The 20,425-nt window shown below is 64.0% G+C and carries 26 protein-coding genes; 9 read left to right on the top strand and 17 right to left on the bottom strand.

Going from position 1 to position 20,425, the window contains the following annotated elements:
- Positions 1-73: 73 nt before the first annotated feature.
- The 6 genes from IF803_RS14400 to IF803_RS14375 form a co-directional block, all read right to left on the bottom strand.
- Positions 74-1,945 (bottom strand): feruloyl-CoA synthase, encoded by a 1,872-nt coding sequence (locus IF803_RS14400; protein ID WP_461192572.1) that lies wholly within the window; start codon positions 1,943-1,945, stop codon positions 74-76.
- Positions 1,942-2,736 (bottom strand): crotonase/enoyl-CoA hydratase family protein, encoded by a 795-nt coding sequence (locus IF803_RS14395; RefSeq protein WP_461192571.1) that lies wholly within the window; start codon positions 2,734-2,736, stop codon positions 1,942-1,944. Before IF803_RS14395 ends, IF803_RS14400 begins: the two co-directional genes overlap by 4 nt.
- A 394-nt stretch (positions 2,737-3,130) precedes the next feature.
- Positions 3,131-3,592 (bottom strand): DUF3237 domain-containing protein, encoded by a 462-nt coding sequence (locus IF803_RS14390; protein WP_461192570.1) that lies wholly within the window; start codon positions 3,590-3,592, stop codon positions 3,131-3,133.
- A gap of 4 nt (positions 3,593-3,596) precedes the next feature.
- The gene (locus IF803_RS14385; RefSeq protein ID WP_461192569.1) at positions 3,597-4,913 is read right to left on the bottom strand and encodes a TRAP transporter large permease; all 1,317 of its coding nucleotides are present in this window, start codon (positions 4,911-4,913) and stop codon (positions 3,597-3,599) included.
- Between the two features lie 6 nt (positions 4,914-4,919).
- Positions 4,920-5,486 (bottom strand): TRAP transporter small permease, encoded by a 567-nt coding sequence (locus tag IF803_RS14380; RefSeq protein WP_461192568.1) that lies wholly within the window; start codon positions 5,484-5,486, stop codon positions 4,920-4,922.
- Positions 5,487-5,615: 129 nt separating this feature from the next.
- Positions 5,616-6,638, bottom strand: coding sequence for a TRAP transporter substrate-binding protein (locus IF803_RS14375; protein WP_461192567.1), 1,023 nt, complete (start codon positions 6,636-6,638; stop codon positions 5,616-5,618).
- Between the two features lie 277 nt (positions 6,639-6,915).
- Here IF803_RS14375 and pobA point away from each other — a divergent pair, with 277 nt between their 5' ends.
- Together pobA and IF803_RS14365 are read left to right on the top strand one after the other, a co-directional pair.
- On the top strand, positions 6,916-8,085 hold the full coding sequence (pobA, locus tag IF803_RS14370; protein ID WP_461192566.1) for a 4-hydroxybenzoate 3-monooxygenase: 1,170 nt from the start codon (positions 6,916-6,918) through the stop codon (positions 8,083-8,085).
- Between the two features lie 288 nt (positions 8,086-8,373).
- On the top strand, positions 8,374-8,829 hold the full coding sequence (locus IF803_RS14365; protein ID WP_461192565.1) for a PaaI family thioesterase: 456 nt from the start codon (positions 8,374-8,376) through the stop codon (positions 8,827-8,829).
- Here IF803_RS14365 and IF803_RS14360 read toward each other — a convergent pair.
- A complete protein-coding gene (locus IF803_RS14360; protein ID WP_016847476.1) occupies positions 8,826-9,719 on the bottom strand; it encodes a LysR family transcriptional regulator in 894 nt (297 codons plus the stop codon). The genes IF803_RS14365 and IF803_RS14360 overlap by 4 nt on opposite strands.
- A gap of 119 nt (positions 9,720-9,838) precedes the next feature.
- Here IF803_RS14360 and IF803_RS14355 point away from each other — a divergent pair, with 119 nt between their 5' ends.
- Positions 9,839-10,474 (top strand): pyridoxamine 5'-phosphate oxidase family protein, encoded by a 636-nt coding sequence (locus IF803_RS14355; RefSeq protein ID WP_461192564.1) that lies wholly within the window; start codon positions 9,839-9,841, stop codon positions 10,472-10,474.
- On the opposite strand, the gene IF803_RS14350 is transcribed toward IF803_RS14355, so the two are convergent.
- Together IF803_RS14350 and IF803_RS14345 are read right to left on the bottom strand one after the other, a co-directional pair.
- Positions 10,471-11,202 carry a glutathione S-transferase family protein gene (locus tag IF803_RS14350; RefSeq protein WP_461192563.1) on the bottom strand — a complete coding sequence of 244 codons (732 nt, stop codon included), beginning with the start codon at positions 11,200-11,202 and terminating at the stop codon, positions 10,471-10,473. The genes IF803_RS14355 and IF803_RS14350 overlap by 4 nt on opposite strands.
- 64 nt (positions 11,203-11,266) lie before the next feature.
- Positions 11,267-11,500: a hypothetical protein gene (locus IF803_RS14345; RefSeq protein ID WP_028336548.1), complete on the bottom strand. Its 234-nt coding sequence runs from the start codon at positions 11,498-11,500 to the stop codon at positions 11,267-11,269.
- A gap of 191 nt (positions 11,501-11,691) precedes the next feature.
- On the opposite strand from IF803_RS14345, the gene IF803_RS14340 reads away from it, so the two are divergent.
- Together IF803_RS14340 and IF803_RS14335 are read left to right on the top strand one after the other, a co-directional pair.
- Positions 11,692-12,390 carry a helix-turn-helix transcriptional regulator gene (locus IF803_RS14340; RefSeq protein WP_016847472.1) on the top strand — a complete coding sequence of 233 codons (699 nt, stop codon included), beginning with the start codon at positions 11,692-11,694 and terminating at the stop codon, positions 12,388-12,390.
- Complete coding sequence (locus tag IF803_RS14335; protein ID WP_461192562.1) at positions 12,390-12,716, top strand: YkgJ family cysteine cluster protein; 327 nt, start codon at positions 12,390-12,392, stop codon at positions 12,714-12,716. The genes IF803_RS14340 and IF803_RS14335 overlap by 1 nt, the downstream gene beginning before the upstream one ends.
- Positions 12,717-12,807: 91 nt before the next feature.
- Here IF803_RS14335 and IF803_RS14330 read toward each other — a convergent pair whose 3' ends face one another.
- The 3 genes from IF803_RS14330 to IF803_RS14320 form a co-directional block, all read right to left on the bottom strand.
- Entirely contained in the window at positions 12,808-13,215 is a 408-nt protein-coding gene (locus IF803_RS14330) for a hypothetical protein (RefSeq protein WP_028339096.1), read from the bottom strand.
- A gap of 171 nt (positions 13,216-13,386) precedes the next feature.
- On the bottom strand, positions 13,387-13,740 hold the full coding sequence (locus IF803_RS14325) for a DUF3307 domain-containing protein (RefSeq protein WP_080686645.1): 354 nt from the start codon (positions 13,738-13,740) through the stop codon (positions 13,387-13,389).
- A 187-nt stretch (positions 13,741-13,927) separates the two neighbouring features.
- Positions 13,928-14,170 (bottom strand): hypothetical protein, encoded by a 243-nt coding sequence (locus tag IF803_RS14320; RefSeq protein WP_461192561.1) that lies wholly within the window; start codon positions 14,168-14,170, stop codon positions 13,928-13,930.
- Here IF803_RS14320 and IF803_RS14315 point away from each other — a divergent pair.
- The gene (locus IF803_RS14315; RefSeq protein WP_461192560.1) at positions 14,169-15,575 is read left to right on the top strand and encodes a TAXI family TRAP transporter solute-binding subunit; all 1,407 of its coding nucleotides are present in this window, start codon (positions 14,169-14,171) and stop codon (positions 15,573-15,575) included. The genes IF803_RS14320 and IF803_RS14315 overlap by 2 nt on opposite strands.
- 257 nt (positions 15,576-15,832) lie before the next feature.
- On the opposite strand, the gene IF803_RS14310 is transcribed toward IF803_RS14315, so the two are convergent.
- The 3 genes from IF803_RS14310 to IF803_RS14300 all read right to left on the bottom strand — a co-directional run bounded on the left by IF803_RS14310 (position 15,833) and on the right by IF803_RS14300 (position 17,441).
- The gene (locus IF803_RS14310; RefSeq protein WP_051002993.1) at positions 15,833-16,594 is read right to left on the bottom strand and encodes a Crp/Fnr family transcriptional regulator; all 762 of its coding nucleotides are present in this window, start codon (positions 16,592-16,594) and stop codon (positions 15,833-15,835) included.
- 186 nt (positions 16,595-16,780) lie between these two features.
- Positions 16,781-17,143 carry a PRC-barrel domain-containing protein gene (locus IF803_RS14305; RefSeq protein ID WP_375763783.1) on the bottom strand — a complete coding sequence of 121 codons (363 nt, stop codon included), beginning with the start codon at positions 17,141-17,143 and terminating at the stop codon, positions 16,781-16,783.
- A 91-nt stretch (positions 17,144-17,234) separates the two neighbouring features.
- Positions 17,235-17,441 (bottom strand): hypothetical protein, encoded by a 207-nt coding sequence (locus tag IF803_RS14300; RefSeq protein WP_028339101.1) that lies wholly within the window; start codon positions 17,439-17,441, stop codon positions 17,235-17,237.
- A gap of 324 nt (positions 17,442-17,765) precedes the next feature.
- On the opposite strand from IF803_RS14300, the gene IF803_RS14295 reads away from it, so the two are divergent.
- The 3 genes from IF803_RS14295 to IF803_RS14285 are packed head-to-tail and all read left to right on the top strand — an operon-like array spanning position 17,766 to position 18,466.
- Complete coding sequence (locus IF803_RS14295; protein WP_038384855.1) at positions 17,766-17,957, top strand: hypothetical protein; 192 nt, start codon at positions 17,766-17,768, stop codon at positions 17,955-17,957.
- A gap of 25 nt (positions 17,958-17,982) precedes the next feature.
- The gene (locus IF803_RS14290) at positions 17,983-18,198 is read left to right on the top strand and encodes a hypothetical protein (RefSeq protein ID WP_028339102.1); all 216 of its coding nucleotides are present in this window, start codon (positions 17,983-17,985) and stop codon (positions 18,196-18,198) included.
- Positions 18,199-18,247: 49 nt separating this feature from the next.
- Positions 18,248-18,466 (top strand): hypothetical protein, encoded by a 219-nt coding sequence (locus tag IF803_RS14285; RefSeq protein ID WP_461192559.1) that lies wholly within the window; start codon positions 18,248-18,250, stop codon positions 18,464-18,466.
- Positions 18,467-18,616: 150 nt separating this feature from the next.
- Here the strand turns inward: IF803_RS14285 and IF803_RS14280 are convergent, their stop codons facing one another.
- Positions 18,617-19,492 (bottom strand): DUF6537 domain-containing protein, encoded by an 876-nt coding sequence (locus tag IF803_RS14280; RefSeq protein ID WP_461192558.1) that lies wholly within the window; start codon positions 19,490-19,492, stop codon positions 18,617-18,619.
- 29 nt (positions 19,493-19,521) lie between these two features.
- Positions 19,522-20,190 (bottom strand): Crp/Fnr family transcriptional regulator, encoded by a 669-nt coding sequence (locus IF803_RS14275; RefSeq protein ID WP_304497553.1) that lies wholly within the window; start codon positions 20,188-20,190, stop codon positions 19,522-19,524.
- Positions 20,191-20,425 lie beyond the last annotated feature (235 nt).

The raw sequence follows: 20,425 nt of genomic DNA, 5'->3' as shown, positions 1-20,425 counted from the left end.
CGACGCCTTCACCTCCGAGGAATGTGCCAACTACCTCAAAAATTCAGGCTATCGAACTTAATGCCATCACGCTTTAGACTGACGTGATCACCGATGCCGGCGGCACCGGCGCATAAAGCGCTTCGATGATGTCCGTGCGATGCTCCAGCACCGCGCGCTGGTTGATCGAGCCCTTGTCGGTGACCTCGCCGCGATCGATCGACAGCGGCGTGTCGAGCAGGATCGCGCGCGCGATCCGGTTCGACGAGCCGGTGGCGCCGGCGAGAACACGCGCGAAGCGTTCGCGAAAGGCAGCGCGCACCAGCGGATCATTGGCCGCGGCCGCGACGTCATTGGCGACCAGCGCCGGATTGATCAGGCGACAGCCGTCGAGATCGAGGATCACGATTGCGGCAAGCTCGTCGCGATTGAGCCCCGCGATCACGACGTCGCGCACCAGCGGCGCGCAGGTGCCAACGAAGCGCGCCCGCAACGGGCCGACGCTGACCCAGGTGCCGCTCGCCAACTTGAAATCCTCGGCGATGCGGCCGTCGAAATCGAAACCGGCATCGAGATCGCTCGCGTTAGCGGGCTTCAGCGCGTCGCCAAATTTGTAAAAGCCTTCCTCGTCGAACGCCTTGGCGGTCAGCTCGGGCTGCCGCCAGTAGCCGGGGGTCACGTTCGGGCCTTTGGCGCGGACCTCGAGTTTGCCGTTGTTCGGAACGAGCTTCGCATCATTGCCCGACACCGGAAGCCCGACATGGCCGGAGCGGCTGGTATCGGGGCGCACCGACATGAAGAACGGCGAGGTCTCGGTGGCGCCGAGCCCGGTCAGCATGGGCACGCGATAGCCCTTCTCCTGCACGGCGAGCGCATCGAGGCTGTTCCAGATGAACGGCGACAGCGCGGCGCCCGAGAAGAACATCGCATGTAGCCGGTCGAAGAATTTTGCCCGCAGACCGGCGTCGTCGCGCAGATAGGGCAGCAGCGATTCATAGCCCTTGGGCACGTTGAAATAGACCGTCGGCGAGATCTCGCGCAGGTTGCGCACGGTCTCCTCGATGCCGCCGGGCATCGGCTTGCCCTCATCGAGATACATCGAGCCGCCGTTGTAGAGCGTCAGCCCGACATTGTGATTGCCGCCGAAGGTGTGATTCCACGGCAGCCAGTCGACGATGACCGGCGGCTCGTCCTTGAGGAACGCCAGCGTCTCGCGCAGCATCACCTGGTTGGCGCAGATCATGCGCTGGGTGTTGATGACGGCCTTGGGATTGCCGGTCGACCCCGACGTCAGCAGGAATTTCGCGATCGTGTCCGGACCGATTGCCGCATGGGTCGCATCGAGGCGCGGGTCTTCCGGCGTTGCCAAGAGAGCGGCGAGGCGCGTCACCTCACGGCCGGGTACGGTGCCGCGGCTCGCGGCGATCTCGACATCGGATCCGACATTGGCACGCAGCGCATCGGCAAACTTGTCGGCGTCGTCGACGAAGATGAGGCCGGGCGTCAGAAGCTTGATGACGAAGCTGAGCTTGCCGTAGTCGCGCGACACCAGCGAATAGGCCGGCGACACCGGGCAGAACGGAACGCCGGCATAGAGCGCGCCGAGTGCCATCAAGGCATGATCGATCGAATTGCCCGACAGGATCACGATCGGCCGCTCGGCCGACAGCCCGCGCGCGATCAACGCGGACGCAATGCGCCTGATAGCCTCGAGCAATTGCGCGTAGGTGATCTGCCGCCAGCCGCCGCCGGCGGCACGTTCGGCCATGAACACGCGGTTCGGCTCGGCCTCTGCCCAGTGATGCAGGCGATCGGTGAGGCGAACCGGAAAATCCGCGAGGCTGAGCTTGGGGCGAAGATAGATCGTGCCGTCGTCGCGGCGCTCGACGGTGACGTCGGGATTGCCGAACGAGATCGGGCGCAGCGGATGCGCGGTGCTGGCGGTTGCAGACGGCGCGGCGCTCATGTCGGCTTCACCTTGGCGGTCTTGCGATCCAGGAACGCGCGGATGCGTTTCTTGGCTTCCTTGTCGCTCTGCGCCACCGTCGCCATCAGCGATTCCATCAAGAGGCCGGTCTGCGGATTGGCCTCGGCGATCATCGGCAGCGCCTGCAGCACGGCGAAGTTGGTCAGCGGCGCATTGGCGGCGACGCGCTCGGCAAGCTCCAGCGCCTTCGGCAGCGCGCCGTCCGCCTCGGTGAGGTATTGCGAGAAGCCGTAGGCGGCGCCCTCGGTCGCCGAATAGACCCGGCCGGTCAGCATCATGTCGGCCATCCGCGGCACGCCGATCAGGCGCGGCAGCCGCACCGATCCGCCGCCGCCGACGAAGATGCCGCGCTGGCCCTCGGGCAACGCGAAATAGGCCGACGGCTCGGCGACCCGGATATGCGCGGCGCAGGCCAGCTCCAGCCCGCCGCCGATCACGGCGCCCTTCAGTGCGGCGATGACAGGCACGCGGCAATACTGGATGCGGTCGAACACGCGGTGCCACATCTGGGAATGCACCAGACCCTCGGTGGCGTCGCGCTCGGTCAGTTCGGAGAGGTCGAGGCCGGACGAGAAGTGGTCGCCGACACCATGAATGACGACGGCGCCGACCGCATCCGGTATCGCGGAGAAGCAGTCCCGCAGCGCCAGGATGATGCCGTCATTGAGCGCGTTGCGCTTGGCGGGACGGTTCAGCCCGACCGTCAGCACCGCCCCCCGCGTCTCGATCCTGAGCAGCGAGGCGTCTCCCCCGCCGGCAGCGTTTCCCATGGCGTTATTGTTTCCTGTTCAGAATAGTTATGTTCTATAACGATTAGCGGGAGAGTCAATATGGGCGCGCACCACTGTCGATTCCGTCATCCTGAGGTGCACGCGCAAGCGGGCCTCGAAGGATGCACGGCCCGGCTGGTGGCCGTCGACCCTTCGAGACGGCCGCTGTGCAGCCTCCTCAGGGTGACGGTGATGGAGTTGATACGCGCAACTCCCCCACCACCCGTCGTCCCTGCGAAAGCAGGGACCCATAACCACCAATGATTATTGCTGCGCGACGGCGGAACGACGAGTCTCGTTCACGATACAGGCCGCGGATTATGGGTCCCTGCTTTCGCTGGGACGACACCGAATGTTGGCGGATCCCGGCAGGTGAGACGGCAAGCGTGCGAAGCTAAAGCACCTGATGCACGTCGATCACGACGCGGTCGGCGTGGCGGGCGGCGGAGCCTATGAAGATGTGCTGCATCAGCCAGCGGTAGTTTTCGGCGCCGGTTTCGAATTTCGGCACGGTGCGGAAATAGATCAGCTTCGGGTCGACGACCTCGCCGCGCTTCAGTTTCTGCAACAACTCGACCGGCCCGAAGCGGATGCCCTTGTTCTCGACATAGACGACGGCGCCGTCGTCGGTCTCGAACGCGTATTTCGCCTCCAGCTCGATCAGCTCATTGGGCCGGATGATCTGGAAGTCCGCACCGAACGAAAGCACCTTGCCGTTGACCTTCTCGCCCCTCACCTCGCCGCCGATGATCGGAATGATGCGGCGGACGCCGATACCGATGTCGCCGGCGGACGTTACCTCCGCGATCCGCGCAGTGATGGTGAAGACGTATTTGGTCTCAAGCTCGGGATTCATAGGCCTAACCAATCATGCGCTGCGGCAGCCAGGTCGCAAGCAGCGGGAACAGGATCAGGATCACCAGCCGGATCAAATCGGTGATCACGAACGGCAGCACGCCGACAAAGATCGTCGACATGTTGACGTCCTTGATCACGCTCTTGATCACGAACACGTTCATGCCGACCGGCGGATGGATCAGGCCGAGCTCGACCGTCATGACGATGATGATGCCGAACCAGATCGGATCGAAGCCGAGCGCGGTCACCACCGGAAACACGATCGGCACGGTGAGGATCACCATCGCCATCGCGTCCATCAGGCAGCCGAGTACCAGATACATCAGCAGGATCAGCGCCAGCACGCCATAGGGGCCGATGCCGAGCCCGGTGAGCAATTCGGTGACGTGCTGCGGCGTCTGGGTGATGGTGAGGAAATAGCCGAAGCAGAGCGCGCCGATCAGCACCGTGAACACAGCGGCCGCGGTGCGCGTCGCCTGCAGCAGCGATTGCAGAATGCCTTCCCTCGTCAGCTTGCCACGGAGGATACCGATGATGAAGGCGCCCACCGCGCCGACCGCGCCGGCTTCGGTCGGAACAAAGAAGCCGCCATAGAGCCCGCCGATCACGAACAGGAACAGCAGCAGCGGCGACCAGACGTCGCGCAGCGCGACCAAGCGTTCGTGCCATGACGCTTTCTTTCCCGCCGGCAGGAAGCCGGGCCGCGTCACGCCGATGATGCCGATCGTAATCATGTGCATCAGGATCGCGAGCAGGCCCGGCACCACGCCCGCGATAAACAGCTTGCCGATATCCTGCTGGGTGATGATGCCGTAGACCGCGAGCACGGTGGACGGCGGCAGCATCGCCCCGAGCGTGCCGCCGACCGCGATCACGCCGGCGGCGAATGACTGCGGATAGCCGAAGCGGCGCATCTCGGGATAGGCGACGGCCGAGAAGGTCGCGGCGGTCGCGACCGACGAGCCCGAGATCGCGGCAAAGCCGCCGCAGGCGGCGATCGTCGCGATGCCGAGCCCGCCCTTCCAATGGCCGACAAAGGTGTTGGCGGCGCGGAACAGCTCGCGGCTGATGCCCGAGACCGACACGAAGGCGCCCATCAACAGGAACATCGGGATCACGCCGAAGGAATAATCCGTCACCGTGCGCATCGTGGTCTGGCCGACCAGCTTGAGCGCCGGCGCGAAGCCGGTGAGATAGCCGAAGCCGGTGATGCCGACGAGGCCCATCGCCATGCCGACGGGGACACGGAGCAGCATCAGCACGAACAGGCTGACAAAGCCGATGACGGCGACGGTCTCGGGACTGAGGTCGAGACTCATGGCCGTCTACTCCGCGGTCTTGATCTTGGCATCATGGATATCTTCCGGATGGAAGATCAGGCGGTAGGTGCGGATCGCGATCAGCAGCACCGCGGAGACATCGCCGATCCACGACACCAGGAAGAACGGCCAGACCGGAACGCCGAGATCCATGGTGACGATATGGCTGTTCCTGGTGTCGATCACCTTGTCGACCAGCGTGTAGGTCTGCACGCTCACCACGAACAGCAGCACCAGCGTCGCGAAGATGTCGATCCAGCGCTGGTGGCGCAGCGAGGCGTTGGCCCAGACCAGATCCACGGTGATGTGGGTGCCGCGATAGCTGGTCGCCGCAATGCCCCAGAAGATCAGGATGCCGAGCAGAAACTGGCCGAAATTGTAGTAGTCGGGGATGGTCACCGCGAAGAATTTTCGCATGAACACCGCAGTGAAGGTGTTGAGCGCGACGACGCCGACGAAGAAGGCCGCCACCCATTCGATCGAATCGATGAAGCGGTCCATGAAATTCTTGCGCGCCGGCTCGGGTGGGCCGGTGATCGCGCCGTCTGGGGAGACTTCGGAGTTGGCAGCCATGATGTCGGACTATCGCTGTCAGGAACCGTCATTCCGGGGCGCTCGCCACGCGAGCGAACCCGGAATCCGGGGATTGTGGCGCGAGATTCTGGGTTCGCGCTGACGCGCGCCCCGGAATGACGAAGTCGGCTAGATCCCCGCCTCGTACTTCTTCAGCGTGGCCTGCAGATCGGCGTCGATCTTTGCCGCATCGCCGCCGGCCTTCTTCACCGCCTCGGCCCAGCTGTCGCGCAGCGGCTTGACCGCCTTCTTCCACTCGGCGAGTTGATCCGATGTCAGCGGATAGACCTCGTGGCCTTCCAGCGCCTTCATCTTGGTGCGGCCATTGGCTTCGAAATCGGTCCAGGGGTCGGTGACCTTGGAGGCCCATTCCGGCGTGCAGTGATCGTCGATCACCTTCTTCTGGGCAGCCGACATCGAATTATATTTGGCGAGGTTCATGTTGTAGGTGAACACCGTCGAATAGAGCGGCACGTCCATATGGTACTTCACCACCTTGTCGATGCCGAACAGGAAGATCGAGCCCCAGGGGAAGGTGATCTCGTCGGCCACGCCGCGCTCGATCGCGTCGCGCGATTCCGGCGCGGAGGCCTGCACATTGGTGCCGCCGAACATCTTGACCATCTCGCCGATGGTGCTCTGCGCAGGCCGGACCTTGACGCCGGAGAGATCGCTCGGCAGCACGATCTTCTTCTTACCGTGCAGCGCGCCGGGATCGTGGATGAAGGCGAAGCACAGCTTGGTGTCCTTCATCTCGGTCGGCGCATATTTGTGATACCACTCGTTCAGCGCCAGCGTGCCCTTCTTGCCGTCGGAGAAGGTGAACGGAAGCTGGCCGGCGGCCGCGATCGGGAAACGGCCGGGCTGATAGCCGGGATTGACATAGGTGACGTCGGCGATGCCGTCGCGCGCCATGTCGTAATGGTCGAACGCCTTGCCGAGCTGCTCGGACGGAAACACGGTGACCTTGATGGTGCCGCCCGATGCCTTCTCGATGTCGGCGGCCCAGGCCTGCGTCGCCGGCACCAGCGGATGCGCCGGCGGCACCCATAGCGACACTTTGAGATTGACGGTCTTGTCCTGCGCCATCGCGGGTCCCGCGGCCGGCACGATGGCGGCGGCCATCAGCACCGCCAACACTGTTTTCCTCATCACGTCTCCTCCTCTCCAGGCGGGCTTGCTGCCCGGTCTCATTACTTAACATGTTATCTAATTCAGACGGATATTCAAGACGAAATCCGCCGGGCGGACGCCTCGTCGCACCCTCCGCCGGTCCCGTCCCGCCGCATCTTGCGCTGCGGTGAACGTGCGTCCCTCGCAAATCCGCCTTGCCAAAACCGTTATATGATATAGTTGCCTTGGCAAGTTGACGGCGCGCGCCGCGGCGCGGGCGCCGGCTAAAAGCCTATCCGATCGGGAGGACAAGGTATTGCGGACAAAAGTAGCAATCATTGGCGCAGGTCCGGCCGGACTGTTGCTTGGGCAACTACTTCATACTTTCGGCGTAGACAACATCATTCTTGAGCGACAGACCCCCGACTATGTGCTGGGGCGGATTCGCGCCGGGCTGCTCGAGGAAGGCACCGTGTCGCTGCTTGAGAGCGTCGGCGCCGCTGCCCGGCTGCACCAGGAGGGCCTGGTCCATCACGGTCTCGAGCTGGCGTTCGGCGGCGCGCGGCACCGTATCGACCTGCATGGCTCGACCGGCAAGACCGTGACCATCTACGGCCAGACCGAGGTCACGCTCGACCTGATGAATGCCCGCAAGGCCGCCGGCCTGGCCTCGATCTACTCGGCGGCCGACGTCAAGCCGCTCGATTTCGACACCGATCATCCGCGCGTCAGCTACGTCAAGGACGGCGTCACCCACGAAATCGCCTGCGATTTCATCGCCGGCTGCGACGGCTTCCACGGCATCAGCCGCGCCAGCGTGCCGGCTTCGGCGATCACCAGCTACGAGCGGGTGTATCCGTTCGGCTGGCTCGGCATCCTCTCGGAGACGCCGCCGGTCTCGCCGGAGCTGATCTACAACAACCACGAGCGCGGCTTTGCGCTGTGCACGATGCGCTCGTCCCACCGCAGCCGCTATTACGTGCAGTGCCCGCTCGACGATCATGTCGACCAATGGTCGGACGATCGGTTCTGGGACGAATTGAAGCGGCGCCTCGACCAGAAGGCCGCCGACGAGATCGTCACCGGCCCCTCGATCGAAAAGAGCATCGCGCCGCTGCGCAGCTTCGTCGCCGAACCGATGCGGTTCGGTCGCATGTTCCTGGCCGGCGACGCCTCGCACATCGTGCCGCCGACCGGCGCCAAGGGCCTCAACCTTGCCGCCAGCGACGTGCATTATCTGTCGCAGGCGCTGCGCGAATATTACGACGAGAAGTCCTCCGCTGGCATCGATGGCTATTCGGGACGCGCGCTGGCGCGGGTCTGGAAGGCGGTGCGCTTCTCCTGGTGGATGACCTCGATGCTGCACAAATTCCCCGACGAGGGCGAATTCGCCGCGCGCATCCAGATCGCCGAGCTCGACTACCTCGTCAGCTCGAAGGCGGCCTCGACCTCGCTGTCGGAGAACTATGTGGGGCTGCCGTTCTAGGCGAGCTCGCTGTTTCTTTCGTCGAGCAACCTCTCCGTTACACACTCAGCCGTCATACCCCGCGCATGCGGGGTATCCAGTACGCCGCGGCTTCTCGATTCATGCCGTGCGGTCTCTGGAATACTGGATCGCCCGGTCAAGCCGTGCGATGACAGCAGGAGATGTGGCGACAGGCCCGCGCTACATTCAAACACCTGCGCAAATCCCGTTTAAAACTTTGTAGGCGGTGAAACCGTCATCGACATCGCGTTCAATGGCGTCAACCCAACGTCATATGCGAGCTTTCAGATGAGCACCGATACGCAAGTCGTCCCCGATACTCCCCAGGACGTCCCTCAAGGCTTCGAGCCGCTGTTCCGCAAGAGCCCGCTCACCGAGCCCTGGGAGCCGCTTTACCAGAAGAAGACCGAGCGGGCCGTCATCATCGGCCTGCGGCTGGCGAGGCCGCACACCAACGGCCGCGGCCTGATCCATGGCGGCCTGATCGCCGCGCTTGCCGACAACGCGATGGGCTATAGCTGCGGCCAGGCGACCGGCTGGACCACCTCGTTCGTGACGATCTCGCTCGCGGTCGATTTCGTAGGCTCCGCCAATGTCGGACAATGGCTCGCAATCGAGAGCGACGTGATCAAGACCGGCAGCACGATCTGCTTCGCGCAGAGCCTGATCAAGGCCGACGGCGTGACCATCGCACGCGCCAACGGCACCTTCCGCGTGGTGCCGAAGAAGCCGCCGGTGAGCTAATCGAAGTACCAGTCGGTGATCTCGGTCACGAGATCGATGAAGGTCCGCACCTTGGCCGACAACAGCCGCGTCGTCGGATAGACGACGTGGATCGGCACCGCCGGCTGCTCGAACTCGGCGAGCACGATTTGGAGCCGTCGCGCCTTCAGCGATTCGGCGGCCTGGTAGGCCATCACCCTCGTCAGTCCGCCGTCCTGCTCGGCATACTGGATCGCGGCGTCCGAACTGTTGCTGGTGAAGCGCGGCGTAGGAGTAATGCGGATTTCGCGGCCATCCTCCATGAAGCGCCAATCCGGCGTCGCGGTCATGGCGCCGAACTGGATCGTGTCATGGGCGGTGAGGTCCGCCGGCCGCTTCGGCCTGCCGCGAAGCTTGAGATAGCCGGCGGACGCCACCACGATGCGGCGCATCCGGCCGACATGCCGCGCCACGAGCGTCGAATCCGGCAGGTGCCCGATCCTGACCGCGAGGTCGACGCCGTCCTCGACCAGATTGATCCTGCGATCCGACAGCCGCAGGTCGACGCCGACATCGGGATAGCGCTTCAGGTAAGCGCTCACCACCGGGCTGACATGCAGCCGCCCGAAGCCGAACGGCGCCGAGATCACGAGGCGGCCCTCGGGGCGGGTGCGCTCGCTCTCGACCGCGTCCTCAGCTTCCTCGACATCGGCGAGGATCCGGCGCGCCCGCTCCAGATAGCGCGAGCCGGCGTCGGTCAACGTCACCTGCCGCGTGGTCCGCTGCAGCAGCCGCGCGCCGAGCCGCTCCTCCAGCGCCGCGATCAGCCGCGTGATGGCGGACGGCGACAGCCCGAGCTTGCGGGCGGCGGGGGCGAAACCCTCAAGGTCCGCCACCGCGACGAAGGCCTGCATGGCGTCGATCCGGTCCATAGCACTATTGCATAATCGGCAACAGTGAAGTGTCAATGCACAAGATTGCTTACGATCCGGGAATGTCCATTTTAGGCGTCGAGGACAACCGCTTCAGGCGCCCGTCACGGGAGGCTCCGATGTCAGATGGTCACAGCTATGCGAGCGACGTCGCATTCAGTCCGGCGGTGAAGGCGATCCAGACCCGCAAGGGCTCGCGCGCCACCTACGCCGAGGTCGAGGCACATGGCGGCTGGCGCAGCGAGATCGACGAGAACCTCGCCGGCTTCCTCGGCGAGGTGAACAGCTTCTATCTCGCGACCGCGTCGGCCGACGGCCAGCCCTACATCCAGCATCGCGGCGGGCCGAAGGGCTTTATCAATGTGCTCGACAAGCACACCATCGCGTTCGCCGATTACAGCGGCAACCGGCAGTTCATCACCCAGGGCAATCTGTCGGAGAATGCCAGGGCGTATATCTTCGTGATGGATTATGCGCACCGCCGCCGCGTCAAGCTGTGGGGCGAGGCGAAGGTGGTGGAGGACGATCCGGCGCTGACGCGCGCGCTGATGCCGCAGGGATACCGCGCGCGGCCCGAGCAGGTGATCCTGTTCAAGGTCACAGCGTGGGACACCAACTGCCCGCAGCACATTCCGCAGAAGTTCGACTCGGCCGATGTGGCGGCAGCGCTGGCCTCGCGCGACCAGCGCATCGCCGAGCTCGAGGCGGAGCTCGCCGCATTGAAGGGCGAGCCCGCTGCTGTGGCGCCGGCTTAGGCCGCCTGCTGCTGCAGCGGCGCCCAGCTGAATTCCGGATAATATTGCCGCATCATCCGGCCGACATAGGCGGTGAGATTGTCGAACTTCTCGGTGCGCTCGCGCAGCGGCGAATCGAAGAACGGGGTGAGGATTCCCGCCAGCGCGCCGAACGCGGTGGCATCGGTGCCGCACGGCGCATCGCCCATCAGATACGGCTTGTCGCCGAGTTGCACCGACAGCGCGAACAGCGAGCGGATCGCGAGATCGACGTCTTCGTCCGGCCCGTGGCGGCCGAGCCCGCTCAGCAGATAATTCTCGGCAACGCGGAACTGGGCGTCCTCGCGCATCTTGTCGCGCATATGGTCGGGCGCGCCGTCGAAGAAATGCGCGGGCCCCTTGGCGAAATTGATGTCGTCGACCCAGCGCGCGCCGACCAGCGCCCAGTAGACGTGATGCTCGATCATGCGCTCGAAGGCCCAGGCCTGGGCGCGCGCCTGCAGGCTGAGCGGCGCGTCGAAATCGAAAGCGTATTTGCCCTCAATATGGGCGCGGATGAAGGTCGAATCGGCGATCGTCTCGCCGTCGTCGGCGATGAACGGCAGCTGGCCCTTGGGAGAGGCCGGCGGCATCGCCTTCTCCTTGCGATAGTCGAGCCCGGCCATCTTGAGCTGGACCTCGGTTTTGGTCACGAAGGGGCTGATTTCCGGCAAGCCGAAGCCCGTGCCAAAGCCAAAAAGCGTAATCATATGAAGCTCCCGATCGCCTGTGGTCGTGAATTGAGGCTAGCCGTCCCCTGCTGCCAGCATGGTGTCAGCAGTAGTGGCATTCACTGTCGAACGGGCCGACGGGCGCGAGGCGGCGAACCGCCTCGCGAACGCGCTTGACCAGCCGTGCCCGCCCGTAGGACCAAACCGTGCTGATCGACTGTGCGATCAGCGCGACCAGGGCCCAGCGCAGGTCGCCGGAGGTGGAGTAGACCGTGACCAGCTGTTCCAGCGCAAAGCCTTGCGCCTGCCGGAAACCGAGTTCGTCAAGATTCGTCATGGACAAATTCCCTTCACTTGAGGTGTTGTCCTGATATAGCCCCCACCTGCTGCCAACATGCTGTCAGCAGCAGCCGGACGGGACCCAGAAAAGTCTGCGCACCGAGAGACCACGAGCCCCGTCAAGACAGCTGCCGAGCTGACAAGACACTCGACAAGACACGTGCCAAGAGAGCGATCGAGAGAGTTGCCATGAGACGCGCCGACCGGCTGTTTCAGATCATCCAGGTGCTCCGCCGCACCCGTAAGCCTTTGACCGCCGATGCAATCGCCGCCGAGCTCGAGACATCGAAGCGGACGATCTATCGCGACATCGCCAGCCTGATCGAGCAGCGGGTGCCGATCCGCGGCGAGGCCGGCATGGGCTACATCCTGGAGAAGGGATTCGACCTGCCGCCCTTGATGCTGACACCCGACGAGATCGAGGCCTGCGTGCTCGGCGCGCAATGGGTGGTCGGCCACGCCGATCCCGCGCTGGCACGCGCGGCCGAGGACCTGATGGCCAAGATCGCCGAGACCGTGCCCGACCGGCTGCGGCCGTTCGTGCTGGAGCCGGCAAGCCGGGCCCGCTCGGCCTGGAACCGGGAGCCCGACCGCATCGACATGGTCAGGACCCGCAGCCAGATCCATGAGGGCAAGAAGATCACGCTGAACTATCGCGACGAGCATGGCCGCGATAGCGAGCGCACGATCTGGCCGATTGCGGTCGGCTATCACGAGGCGGTGCGGCTGCTCGCCGCCTGGTGCGAGTTGCGCAGGGATTTCCGCAGCTTCCGCACCGACCGCGTGGTCACGGCGGTCTATCACGACGAGAAATATCCGGAGCGGCGCGACCTGCTCAGGGCGCGCTGGCGGCGCAGCCTGGTCTGGGAAGCGCCGAGGGACACCTGATGGCCGACAACGCGATCGACGCAAGCCCCTGCCAGTCCTGCGGTGCCTGCTGCAGTTATTCGGAGAACTGGCCGCGCTTCACCACCGAGGACGACGCGCAGCTCGATCTGATCCCGGCGCAATTCGTCAACGCGCAACAATCAGGCATGCGCTGCGAGGGCGACCGCTGCTCGGCGCTAGCGGGCCGGGTCGGAGAGGCAACGCGCTGCGAGGTCTATGCGGTGCGGCCGGAGGTATGCCGGACCTGCCAGCCGGGCGACGCGGAATGCGCGATGGCGCGGCGCCGGCACGGGCTGCCGCTCGTCCCGAGCGTGCAGCCGGGTTGAGCACGGCTCTTTTATTTGCGCATGATCTCCGCGCAAACGCGTTCCGCGTTTGTCGCGAGGGAAAACCGGTTTCCACTTTTCCGGATCATGCTTAAGCCGTCACGGTCACCGTCTCGCTGACGTCCTCGTCGTCGAGGTCGTCATCGACGACAGGCGCGAAGGTCGACAGCGGCTTGGTCGACAGCGTGATCGGCTTGCGGCCGCCATGCGAAACGGTCGCGGCGCGGACCGGCTCGCGCGACAGCGCGTAGAGCGTCGAGCCGACACGACCACCGGAATTCACCAGCTCCCATTCGCTGCAGCTCGACGCGATCGCGACCGCGAGTGCGTGCAGATGGCTGCGGCGATAGCAGAACAGCGCGAGCTGCGCCCTGACATCGGGCGCGACATTGGCAACCAGCAACGAGAGCCCGTTCGGATTGGCGCGATACATCTGGCCGAGCAGGTCGTCGGCAACCGGGCAGGCATCGTTCTCGAAGGCGTCGCGGCTTGAAAACATTTGCAAATCCCCCTCGATCGGGAAGATGCCGCGTAATCCTCTAACGAAAGGTTAACCACGGCCTCCGGTCGCTTCCGGAGGGTCTTGCCCGTTGCGCGCGAATCACATCCGCCCGCCGCGGCCCGGCTGGATTCCTGGTCCAGGATGTGAGGAAAGGTGCGCGCGAACCGCTCAGTTCGCGGCCATGTAGATCGACAGCGCGAAGCCGGTGAGGTGGTGCAGCGCCTGGTCGACCCCGATCAGGGTCCAGAACCAGGGATGGCCGGACTCCAGCGTCACGCCGAAATGCGAGGCGCAGATTCCCTTGCAACGATCGACGATGATGTGGATCACGAAGTCAATGAAGGCGACGTACCAGAACCGCGGCGCCACCACCAGGATCAGCGCCAGCGCGACCGCGAGATGGACCAGGCAATGCGCCAGCAGCGGCATGGCCCAGCCGGTCTTCTGGTCCTTGCCGATCGCCATCCAGGCGTTCTGCAGCATGAAGTCGGCGATGATGTGCTTTGCGGTGAGAAGCAACATCCATCCCACCAGGGCACCAACCGACACCGACGATGACATGGAGGGAAACAACAAGCTGACGCCCTTTTACTTCGATGAATGTGATTGCAAGAAATCCGGGTCAGGCCGTCAGCACAATTCCGCAAACCGAAGCGTGTCTCATTTATGACATCTCCGGCGCCGGAATGCACCTGCGCCTGCTCGAAAATCACATCTCGGTCCGGGCGTCGATAGTGGCAATGGTCATGTGGCATCGCGGCGCAGGTCGGCCGGGATTAAGGTTACGGCCGGCGGCCGGTTTGCATTCCCCCCGGAGAGGTATATCGTCGGCAACATAGGAAATTTTCTTTCTTTTATAGTCATTTACGGATTCACCGGGCAGCGCCGCGCCGATCGGGTTGTTGCGGTAACGGGCCGTCCCGGACGGGTGATGAGCCAGGTGATCAGCCATGAGTGCCGAAGCCCCCTCGCCTGCGCCGACGCCGCCGCGCCCTCCGGTCGCCAAACCGGTCGTCAAGACCAACCGCGCACAGATCATCGTCTTCACCCTGCTGACGCTGCTGCTGAGCGCGGTCACCGTGATCGGCGGCCGCCTCTGGCTGCGCAATTCCGAAACGCTGGTGTTCGCGGTCGGCGATGCCAATGGCCCGGAGGCGAAATTCGCCGCCAAGCTCGCCACCGTGCTGAAGAACAATTCGTCGCGGCTGCGGCTGAAGATCGCGCCGAACCCCGACAACGCCAAGGCGCTGGCGCAATTCGATCGCCGCGACGCCTCGCTGGCCATCCTGCGCACCGACGCAAGGGTGCCGCCGCGTGCCCGCGCCATCGCGATCCTCGAGCATGACGTGGTGCTGGTGCTCAGCCCCGGCGGCAAGAAGATCAAATCGCTGAGCGAGCTCAAGAAGAAGCGGATCGCGGTCGTCGGCGACGGCGAGAGCAACGTCAATTTCGTCCGCAGCGCGCTCGAGATTGCCGACAGCCCCGACGCGGCGCAGCGGGTACAGCAGGCGCCGCCGAACACACCTTTCGACAAGCTGTTCGCCTCTGGCTTTGCCGCCGTGCTCGCGATCGAGCATGCCTCGAAGATCGTGAAGGACAAGGCCTACGAACAATATGCCAAGCGCGCCGGCGGCTTCACGCTGAATGCGATCGATGCGGCCAAGGCGCTGGCGCGCAAATACCCGGCGATTTCGGAGGAGACGGTCTCGACCGGCATGCTGTCGTCCTCGCCGGCGATCCCCGATGACGAGGTCGACACCATCGGACTGGAATGGCTGCTGGTCGCGCAATCCTCGATGTCCACGACGACAGCCGCCGAGCTCGCGCGCATCATCTATGAGAACAAGTCGGAACTCGCGCTCGACGACGGCTTCGCCTCCAAGATCGAGCCGGCGGCGACCGACAAGGACGCCTTCATCGTCGCCCATCAGGGCGCCGCCGAATACATCAACGACGATACCAAGTCGTTCATGGATCGCTATAGCGACGTGATGTATCTCGGTGCCGCCGCGCTCAGCATCATCGGCTCGATCTTCGCTGCGATCTACACCAAGATTACCCGCGTCGCACCGGAGAAAGCCAGCGAGCTGGCGGGCAGGATCCTCGACATCGGCGAGCGCGTCGAGCACGCCACTTGCGCCGAGCATCTCGACGAATTGCAGGACGAGCTCGAGGCGATCCTGCGCGGCGCGGTGATCGGCTTGCGCGACGGCACCGTTTCCGGCGACGGAATGGACACGTTCAAGCTCGGCTACGAATTGGTCCGCGACGAGATCGCACTGCGCCGCGACCACCTCAAGCGCCACCCGGCGACGCCGGACGAGAACCTCGTGGTGGTGAAGGCGGCGAATGGGTGAAGCCAGGCCGTTGGTTACGCCACAAATACAACTGTCGTCTTTGCGGTCGCGCCACATGCACCACTGTCGTCCTGGCGAAAGCCAGGACCCATTACCACCGCTTTCGCTGATGAACGGGATCGCGGCCCCAGCATCGCGCAACAATTGAGACTTGGGGTAATGGGTCCTGGCTTTCGCCAGGACGACATCGCGTATGTTGAACGGCCGGGTGAACCATACAACTGGGCGCTCTCGACATGCAGCGGAGCACAGCGCTATCACCCGGCCGCCGCGTCCGTCGGCGTCGCGGCGGCATCGAGCTGCCGTCCCTCGTGATCCATGTGCAGGTAGTTCGGGTTGAACAGGCCGGCCTGCATCAGCCGCTCGAGATTGGGGACGACCAGGGTCTTTCCCTTCAGTACGATCAGGCCGCCGGCGCGCAATTCCTGCAGCGTTCGGTTGACGTGAACCTTGGAGAGCCCGGTGGCATCGGCGAGATCGCCCTGGGTCAGCGGGAAATCACAGCTGTCGCCCTGAGTCAGGCCAGCGGCACGCAGCCGGAGCCAGATCTCGCACAGCAGATGGGCCATCCGCTCCAGCGCCGTTCGCTGGCCGAGGCTCATGGTCCATTCGCGCTGGATCGCCGCGTTGACCAGGGTTTCCCACCAGAACGCGGTCACGATGCGCGGATGTCCGGCTGCGACCTTGTCGAAGAATTCGCGGGAGAGGTCGGCGATCGACACTGAGGTGACGGTACCGATCGAATGATCCATCTCGCGCAGGATGAAGACGTTCACATCGCAAATGTCGCCGGGCAGGAAGAAAGCCACGATCTGACGCCGGCCGTCCTCGAGTTGCTTGTAGCGATAGGCCCAGCCGGACAGGATCAGATGGACGTCCTTCGGCTTCTCGCCCTCGCGGACGATGTCGACCCGCGGACCGAAATGCCGGACGCGCTCGGTGGACGCGCGATTGAGAAGGACGTGGTCTACCGGCGAAAGCCGTGCAAACTGCTCCAATTTCCGGATTAGCGACGCCAACGACATTGGTCTCCCGCATGTTCAATCGGGCAACTGCAGGACCGACTTCAATTACGTATGTTACATTGCACAGCTTTTGACGTATGTTCACTAGTGTACAGACGCCCCAAGGATGCGACGGTAACGTCGTCAACCGCCATACAGGCAGCTCCGGTGGGGCAACAGTGAAGTGCGGGCCGGCGCCGCTCAGACGAGCGGCACGCCGTAATATTCGTTCACCGCGCGCGTGGCGCCGATATCCGACCAATTCCAATCCCGCTCGCTGCCGTATTTCGGCGCGCCGCGCAGCTGGCTCTCGGTGACGCCGGTGACATAGCCGCCCAGCCTCGTGTCGTATTTGAGCGACTGCCAGGGCAGCGGATAATGGTCGTTGCCGAGACCAAGAATGCCGCCGAAGCCGAGCACGGCGTAAGACACCCGCCCGCTCTTCTTGTCGATCATCACCCGTTCGATCGAGCCGATCTTGCGCTCGTCGGAGCCATAGACCGCGGTGCCCTCGACCTTGTCGCTGCCGATCAGGTTTCCGACCTCCTTCTCGTCCATCGCCATGTCAGTTCTCCATTGATCCCTCGACGCCAACCGTCGACCCGGGTCATCGTTCCTGCCGCATTGCCGCGATTGCTGCAGAGCGGAACGCCGTTCAGCCTGTTGGAGGATCGCCGCGGTCGTCTGATGTCATGCCGGATCCCGGCGTCTTGTCGGCATCGTTCAATTTCGGATCACGCGTCGCTTCGCGCGCATTCGACTTTCGCGGGTCGGTCTTGTGCGCGGTTTGCGCGCGCTGCTTGTCGGCCGGCTGTTCCTGCCCCTTATTGTCCTTCACGATACCCTGATTGGAATGTGCCATTGATGATGTCCTTCTTGGCTTATGTCCTTCTTGTTTCCTTGGCCGCTTTGCTTGAAGACATGCGGGCCTCGGCGATCAAATTCGCCGAGGCCCGTCACCGGAGTGGTCCACCGCCTTTCGGGGAGCAAAGCAGCGAACGCACGGGTGTTACGCAGAGCGCCGAAGATCGTTCCTGCGGTCCTGCGCGATCCTTGGTCCCGATCCTTGGTCGCGATTTTTGGTCGCGACTTTGGGCGCGTGTTTTTTCAATTCGCCCGATGTCATGGGTTAACGACGGCATCCTGGGAACAAGCCTAGTATTGCTGGTTCCAGCTCGGAGACGGCATGATCAAGAAGAAGCGCAACAGGTCGCGGCCTCCCGGATCGTTTGAAAACCGCTTGCAAAAATTCGCCGAAGATTCGCGCATTGCGGCACGCAAGCTGCCGCCGGGACGGGAACGCGAAACGCTGATGAAGAAGGCCAGACAAACCGAGACTGTGATGGAAGTCAGCGAGTGGCTGACGTTCCGCAAGTAGCCGCGAGTCGCAAAGGAGAGCTGCGATGATCGAGGAACGGTTTGACTCACGCACGCTCTTCGCCATGAACGCTGCGCTCGATCGCGTTTGCGCAGACGCACCTCACGGCGAGGAACATGACACCCGCCGCCGCGTTGCCAGATACATCATCAAATGCGCCAAGAACGGCAGGACGACGCTCTCCGAGCTAACCGAAGCCGGACAGCAGGCGCTGGCCAAGGCCACCGCCGCGGCGGGATAACCGGCGCAATTGCCCTGTTGCCCTCGGCCCTCAGCAGAGGCAGCTACGCATGCGCATTGCAATCAGCATCGGTCTGCTGGCCTTTCTGGCCGCCGTCGGCGCCTACGCCTATGAAGGCCTGACTGTGGACGCTCCGGTGCCGACCTACGGCATTGTGGTGTTCACGATCGGCATTGCGGTTCTGGTTGCGGTTTGCATCGGCCTGATGGGGCTGTTGTTCTATTCCAGCCGCCGCGGCTACGACGAGCCGCCGCACGTGAAGCGGTAGAGAGCGGGAATGCAACGCACTCGAGCCCGTCACCGTCATCCTGAGGAGCGCGGAACGCGCGTCTCGAAGGATCGACGGCCCGCCTGTGGCCGTGCATCCTTCGAGGCTCGCGATGCTCGCACCTCAGGATGACGGGTCAAGCACTCTCGTTCAATGCGACTCAACCGCCGGCGCCCGCGCGCGAATCTCCGCGATCTTGCGCTTCAGCGCTGCCTGCCGCGGATCGGGCAGGATGGCGGCGCGCGCTTCCGCAATGGCGTCGGCAAGATCGGGAAGCACGAGCACGCCGTCGAAGGTCGGCTTGGCGAGCCCGTCGATGATCACGTGCCAGTCCGCGATGCCCTGGCGGTAGGGATCGCCGTAGCCCTGGATCATGGTCGCGGTCTGCACGACCGCCGGGGCGGCGCTCGGCTGCTTGGTTAGGCTGCGGTCGATCATGTGCAGCCAGCGCTCGACCCAGACGCGCTCCCTGGCATAGCGTCCCGAGAACAGCCGCCAGCGCTTCAGGCCCGCCTCGATCCTGAGCCGGCGAACGCTGAAGCGGTTGTTGGCGCTGAAGCGAATCGAGACCCGGCGACGCCGCCAGCCGAATTGATCCAGCACGCCGAGCACCGGATCGGCGACCACCGCCGGCAAGGCGTCGATCAACTCGTCAAGGCGAAACTTCTTGACGTCGTCGGCCGAGCGCGCCGCAAGGCCGCCCACCGCATTGACTTCGCCAAGCTTGAGCTGCGCGATGCGGATCGCGTCCTCATAGGCCATGCGCTCCGCCATCAGGCGGGCGATCTCGGCAAGCAGGGCGTCGTCGACGCCGCGGCGGCCGGCGAAGCGCTTGAGCCGGTCGATATAGAGCTGAGCGTAGCTCGTACTCTGATAGGCGATCAACAGATCGATGGCCTTGGTGACGGCCGGCCCGAGATGGTCCGGGCAGGCGTCGGGCAGCACCGGCGGCCCCTCGTCCTCATCGCCGATGATGTCGGCAAAGAGGTAACGGAGCGAAGCCAGGAGACCGTCGTCATCCGGCACTGCGGCGCCTCCAGAACTCGTCACGGGGCTCATGCAGGTTTTGGCTCCGCAACCTGTGGGGTCGTGTGCTGCGCAAGTTGCTGCTCGAGCGTCGAGATATTCTGGAACAGACGGGCGCTGGCGAGGCGCAGAAAGTAGAAGCCGAAGGCCGGGTTCTGGACGTAAAGCTGCTCGACTTGGTCATAGGTCACTGACAGCACCATGCCGGTCTCGACGCACTCCAGCGTCTGGGTTCGCGTGTTCGACGGCGACAGCATGCCGAACTCGCCGACGAGGGCGCCGACCGGCAGCTCGATGCCCGATTCGACCAGGCGGAAGCGGCCGCTGACAATGTAGAACATGCTGTCGGCCTTCTCGTCCTTGTAGAACAGGACTTCGCCCGCGGTGCATTTGCGTTCCGTCGTGAACGGCTTCAGCCATTCCATCGACAGATCGCTGTTGACCGATTTCTTCACGTTGCGGACCAGTTGCAGCATCTGGTGCAGCCGATAGGTGTTCACCGGCAGCAGCACGGCATGCAGAATCAGCGTCGCATAATTGTGCGTCGGGACGGCGGTCGCGATCAGGATGATGTTGGTCAGGATGGCGAAGACGCGCAACGGGATCATGGTGCGCATTGACAGCGTGGCGACCACGAAGATCGAAGCGAAGAGACTGCCGGCAGCGCCGGCGTGCTGCGCGAGATGTGAGGTATCCATCGGAAACCAGCCAATGCTCAAGAAGTGAATAAGATCGTCTTATTAGTCGCTTCATTCCGGCCCGGGTCGCATCAGCGACCAGCATCCCTGATATACGGGGAAAAAGCGACGATTTGTCCGATTTCTCACATTCGCGGGCGCAAAATCGGGCCAACATGGTTAGGCCTTTCGTCCAACTGATGCGGTCGTCTTCCCCAGCGATCATGCCGCCACGGCCTGCGCGTTGACGGCCTCA

Source organism: Bradyrhizobium sp. UFLA06-06, assembly GCF_054820065.1.
This window is presented reverse-complemented; position numbering and strand designations above follow the sequence as displayed.

Coding starts and splice junctions, on each gene's coding strand:
- IF803_RS14400 (WP_461192572.1), bottom strand. CDS start 1,945: ATGAGCGCCGCGCCGTCTGCAACCGCCAGCACCGCGCATCCGCTGCGC.
- IF803_RS14395 (WP_461192571.1), bottom strand. CDS start 2,736: ATGGGAAACGCTGCCGGCGGGGGAGACGCCTCGCTGCTCAGGATCGAG.
- IF803_RS14390 (WP_461192570.1), bottom strand. CDS start 3,592: ATGAATCCCGAGCTTGAGACCAAATACGTCTTCACCATCACTGCGCGG.
- IF803_RS14385 (WP_461192569.1), bottom strand. CDS start 4,913: ATGAGTCTCGACCTCAGTCCCGAGACCGTCGCCGTCATCGGCTTTGTC.
- IF803_RS14380 (WP_461192568.1), bottom strand. CDS start 5,486: ATGGCTGCCAACTCCGAAGTCTCCCCAGACGGCGCGATCACCGGCCCA.
- IF803_RS14375 (WP_461192567.1), bottom strand. CDS start 6,638: ATGAGGAAAACAGTGTTGGCGGTGCTGATGGCCGCCGCCATCGTGCCG.
- IF803_RS14365 (WP_461192565.1), top strand. CDS start 8,374: ATGAGCACCGATACGCAAGTCGTCCCCGATACTCCCCAGGACGTCCCT.
- IF803_RS14360 (WP_016847476.1), bottom strand. CDS start 9,719: ATGGACCGGATCGACGCCATGCAGGCCTTCGTCGCGGTGGCGGACCTT.
- IF803_RS14355 (WP_461192564.1), top strand. CDS start 9,839: ATGTCAGATGGTCACAGCTATGCGAGCGACGTCGCATTCAGTCCGGCG.
- IF803_RS14350 (WP_461192563.1), bottom strand. CDS start 11,202: ATGATTACGCTTTTTGGCTTTGGCACGGGCTTCGGCTTGCCGGAAATC.
- IF803_RS14345 (WP_028336548.1), bottom strand. CDS start 11,500: ATGACGAATCTTGACGAACTCGGTTTCCGGCAGGCGCAAGGCTTTGCG.
- IF803_RS14340 (WP_016847472.1), top strand. CDS start 11,692: ATGAGACGCGCCGACCGGCTGTTTCAGATCATCCAGGTGCTCCGCCGC.
- IF803_RS14335 (WP_461192562.1), top strand. CDS start 12,390: ATGGCCGACAACGCGATCGACGCAAGCCCCTGCCAGTCCTGCGGTGCC.
- IF803_RS14330 (WP_028339096.1), bottom strand. CDS start 13,215: ATGTTTTCAAGCCGCGACGCCTTCGAGAACGATGCCTGCCCGGTTGCC.
- IF803_RS14325 (WP_080686645.1), bottom strand. CDS start 13,740: ATGTTGCTTCTCACCGCAAAGCACATCATCGCCGACTTCATGCTGCAG.
- IF803_RS14315 (WP_461192560.1), top strand. CDS start 14,169: ATGAGTGCCGAAGCCCCCTCGCCTGCGCCGACGCCGCCGCGCCCTCCG.
- IF803_RS14320 (WP_461192561.1), bottom strand. CDS start 14,170: ATGGCTGATCACCTGGCTCATCACCCGTCCGGGACGGCCCGTTACCGC.
- IF803_RS14305 (WP_375763783.1), bottom strand. CDS start 17,143: ATGGCGATGGACGAGAAGGAGGTCGGAAACCTGATCGGCAGCGACAAG.
- IF803_RS14300 (WP_028339101.1), bottom strand. CDS start 17,441: ATGGCACATTCCAATCAGGGTATCGTGAAGGACAATAAGGGGCAGGAA.
- IF803_RS14295 (WP_038384855.1), top strand. CDS start 17,766: ATGATCAAGAAGAAGCGCAACAGGTCGCGGCCTCCCGGATCGTTTGAA.
- IF803_RS14290 (WP_028339102.1), top strand. CDS start 17,983: ATGATCGAGGAACGGTTTGACTCACGCACGCTCTTCGCCATGAACGCT.
- IF803_RS14285 (WP_461192559.1), top strand. CDS start 18,248: ATGCGCATTGCAATCAGCATCGGTCTGCTGGCCTTTCTGGCCGCCGTC.
- IF803_RS14275 (WP_304497553.1), bottom strand. CDS start 20,190: ATGGATACCTCACATCTCGCGCAGCACGCCGGCGCTGCCGGCAGTCTC.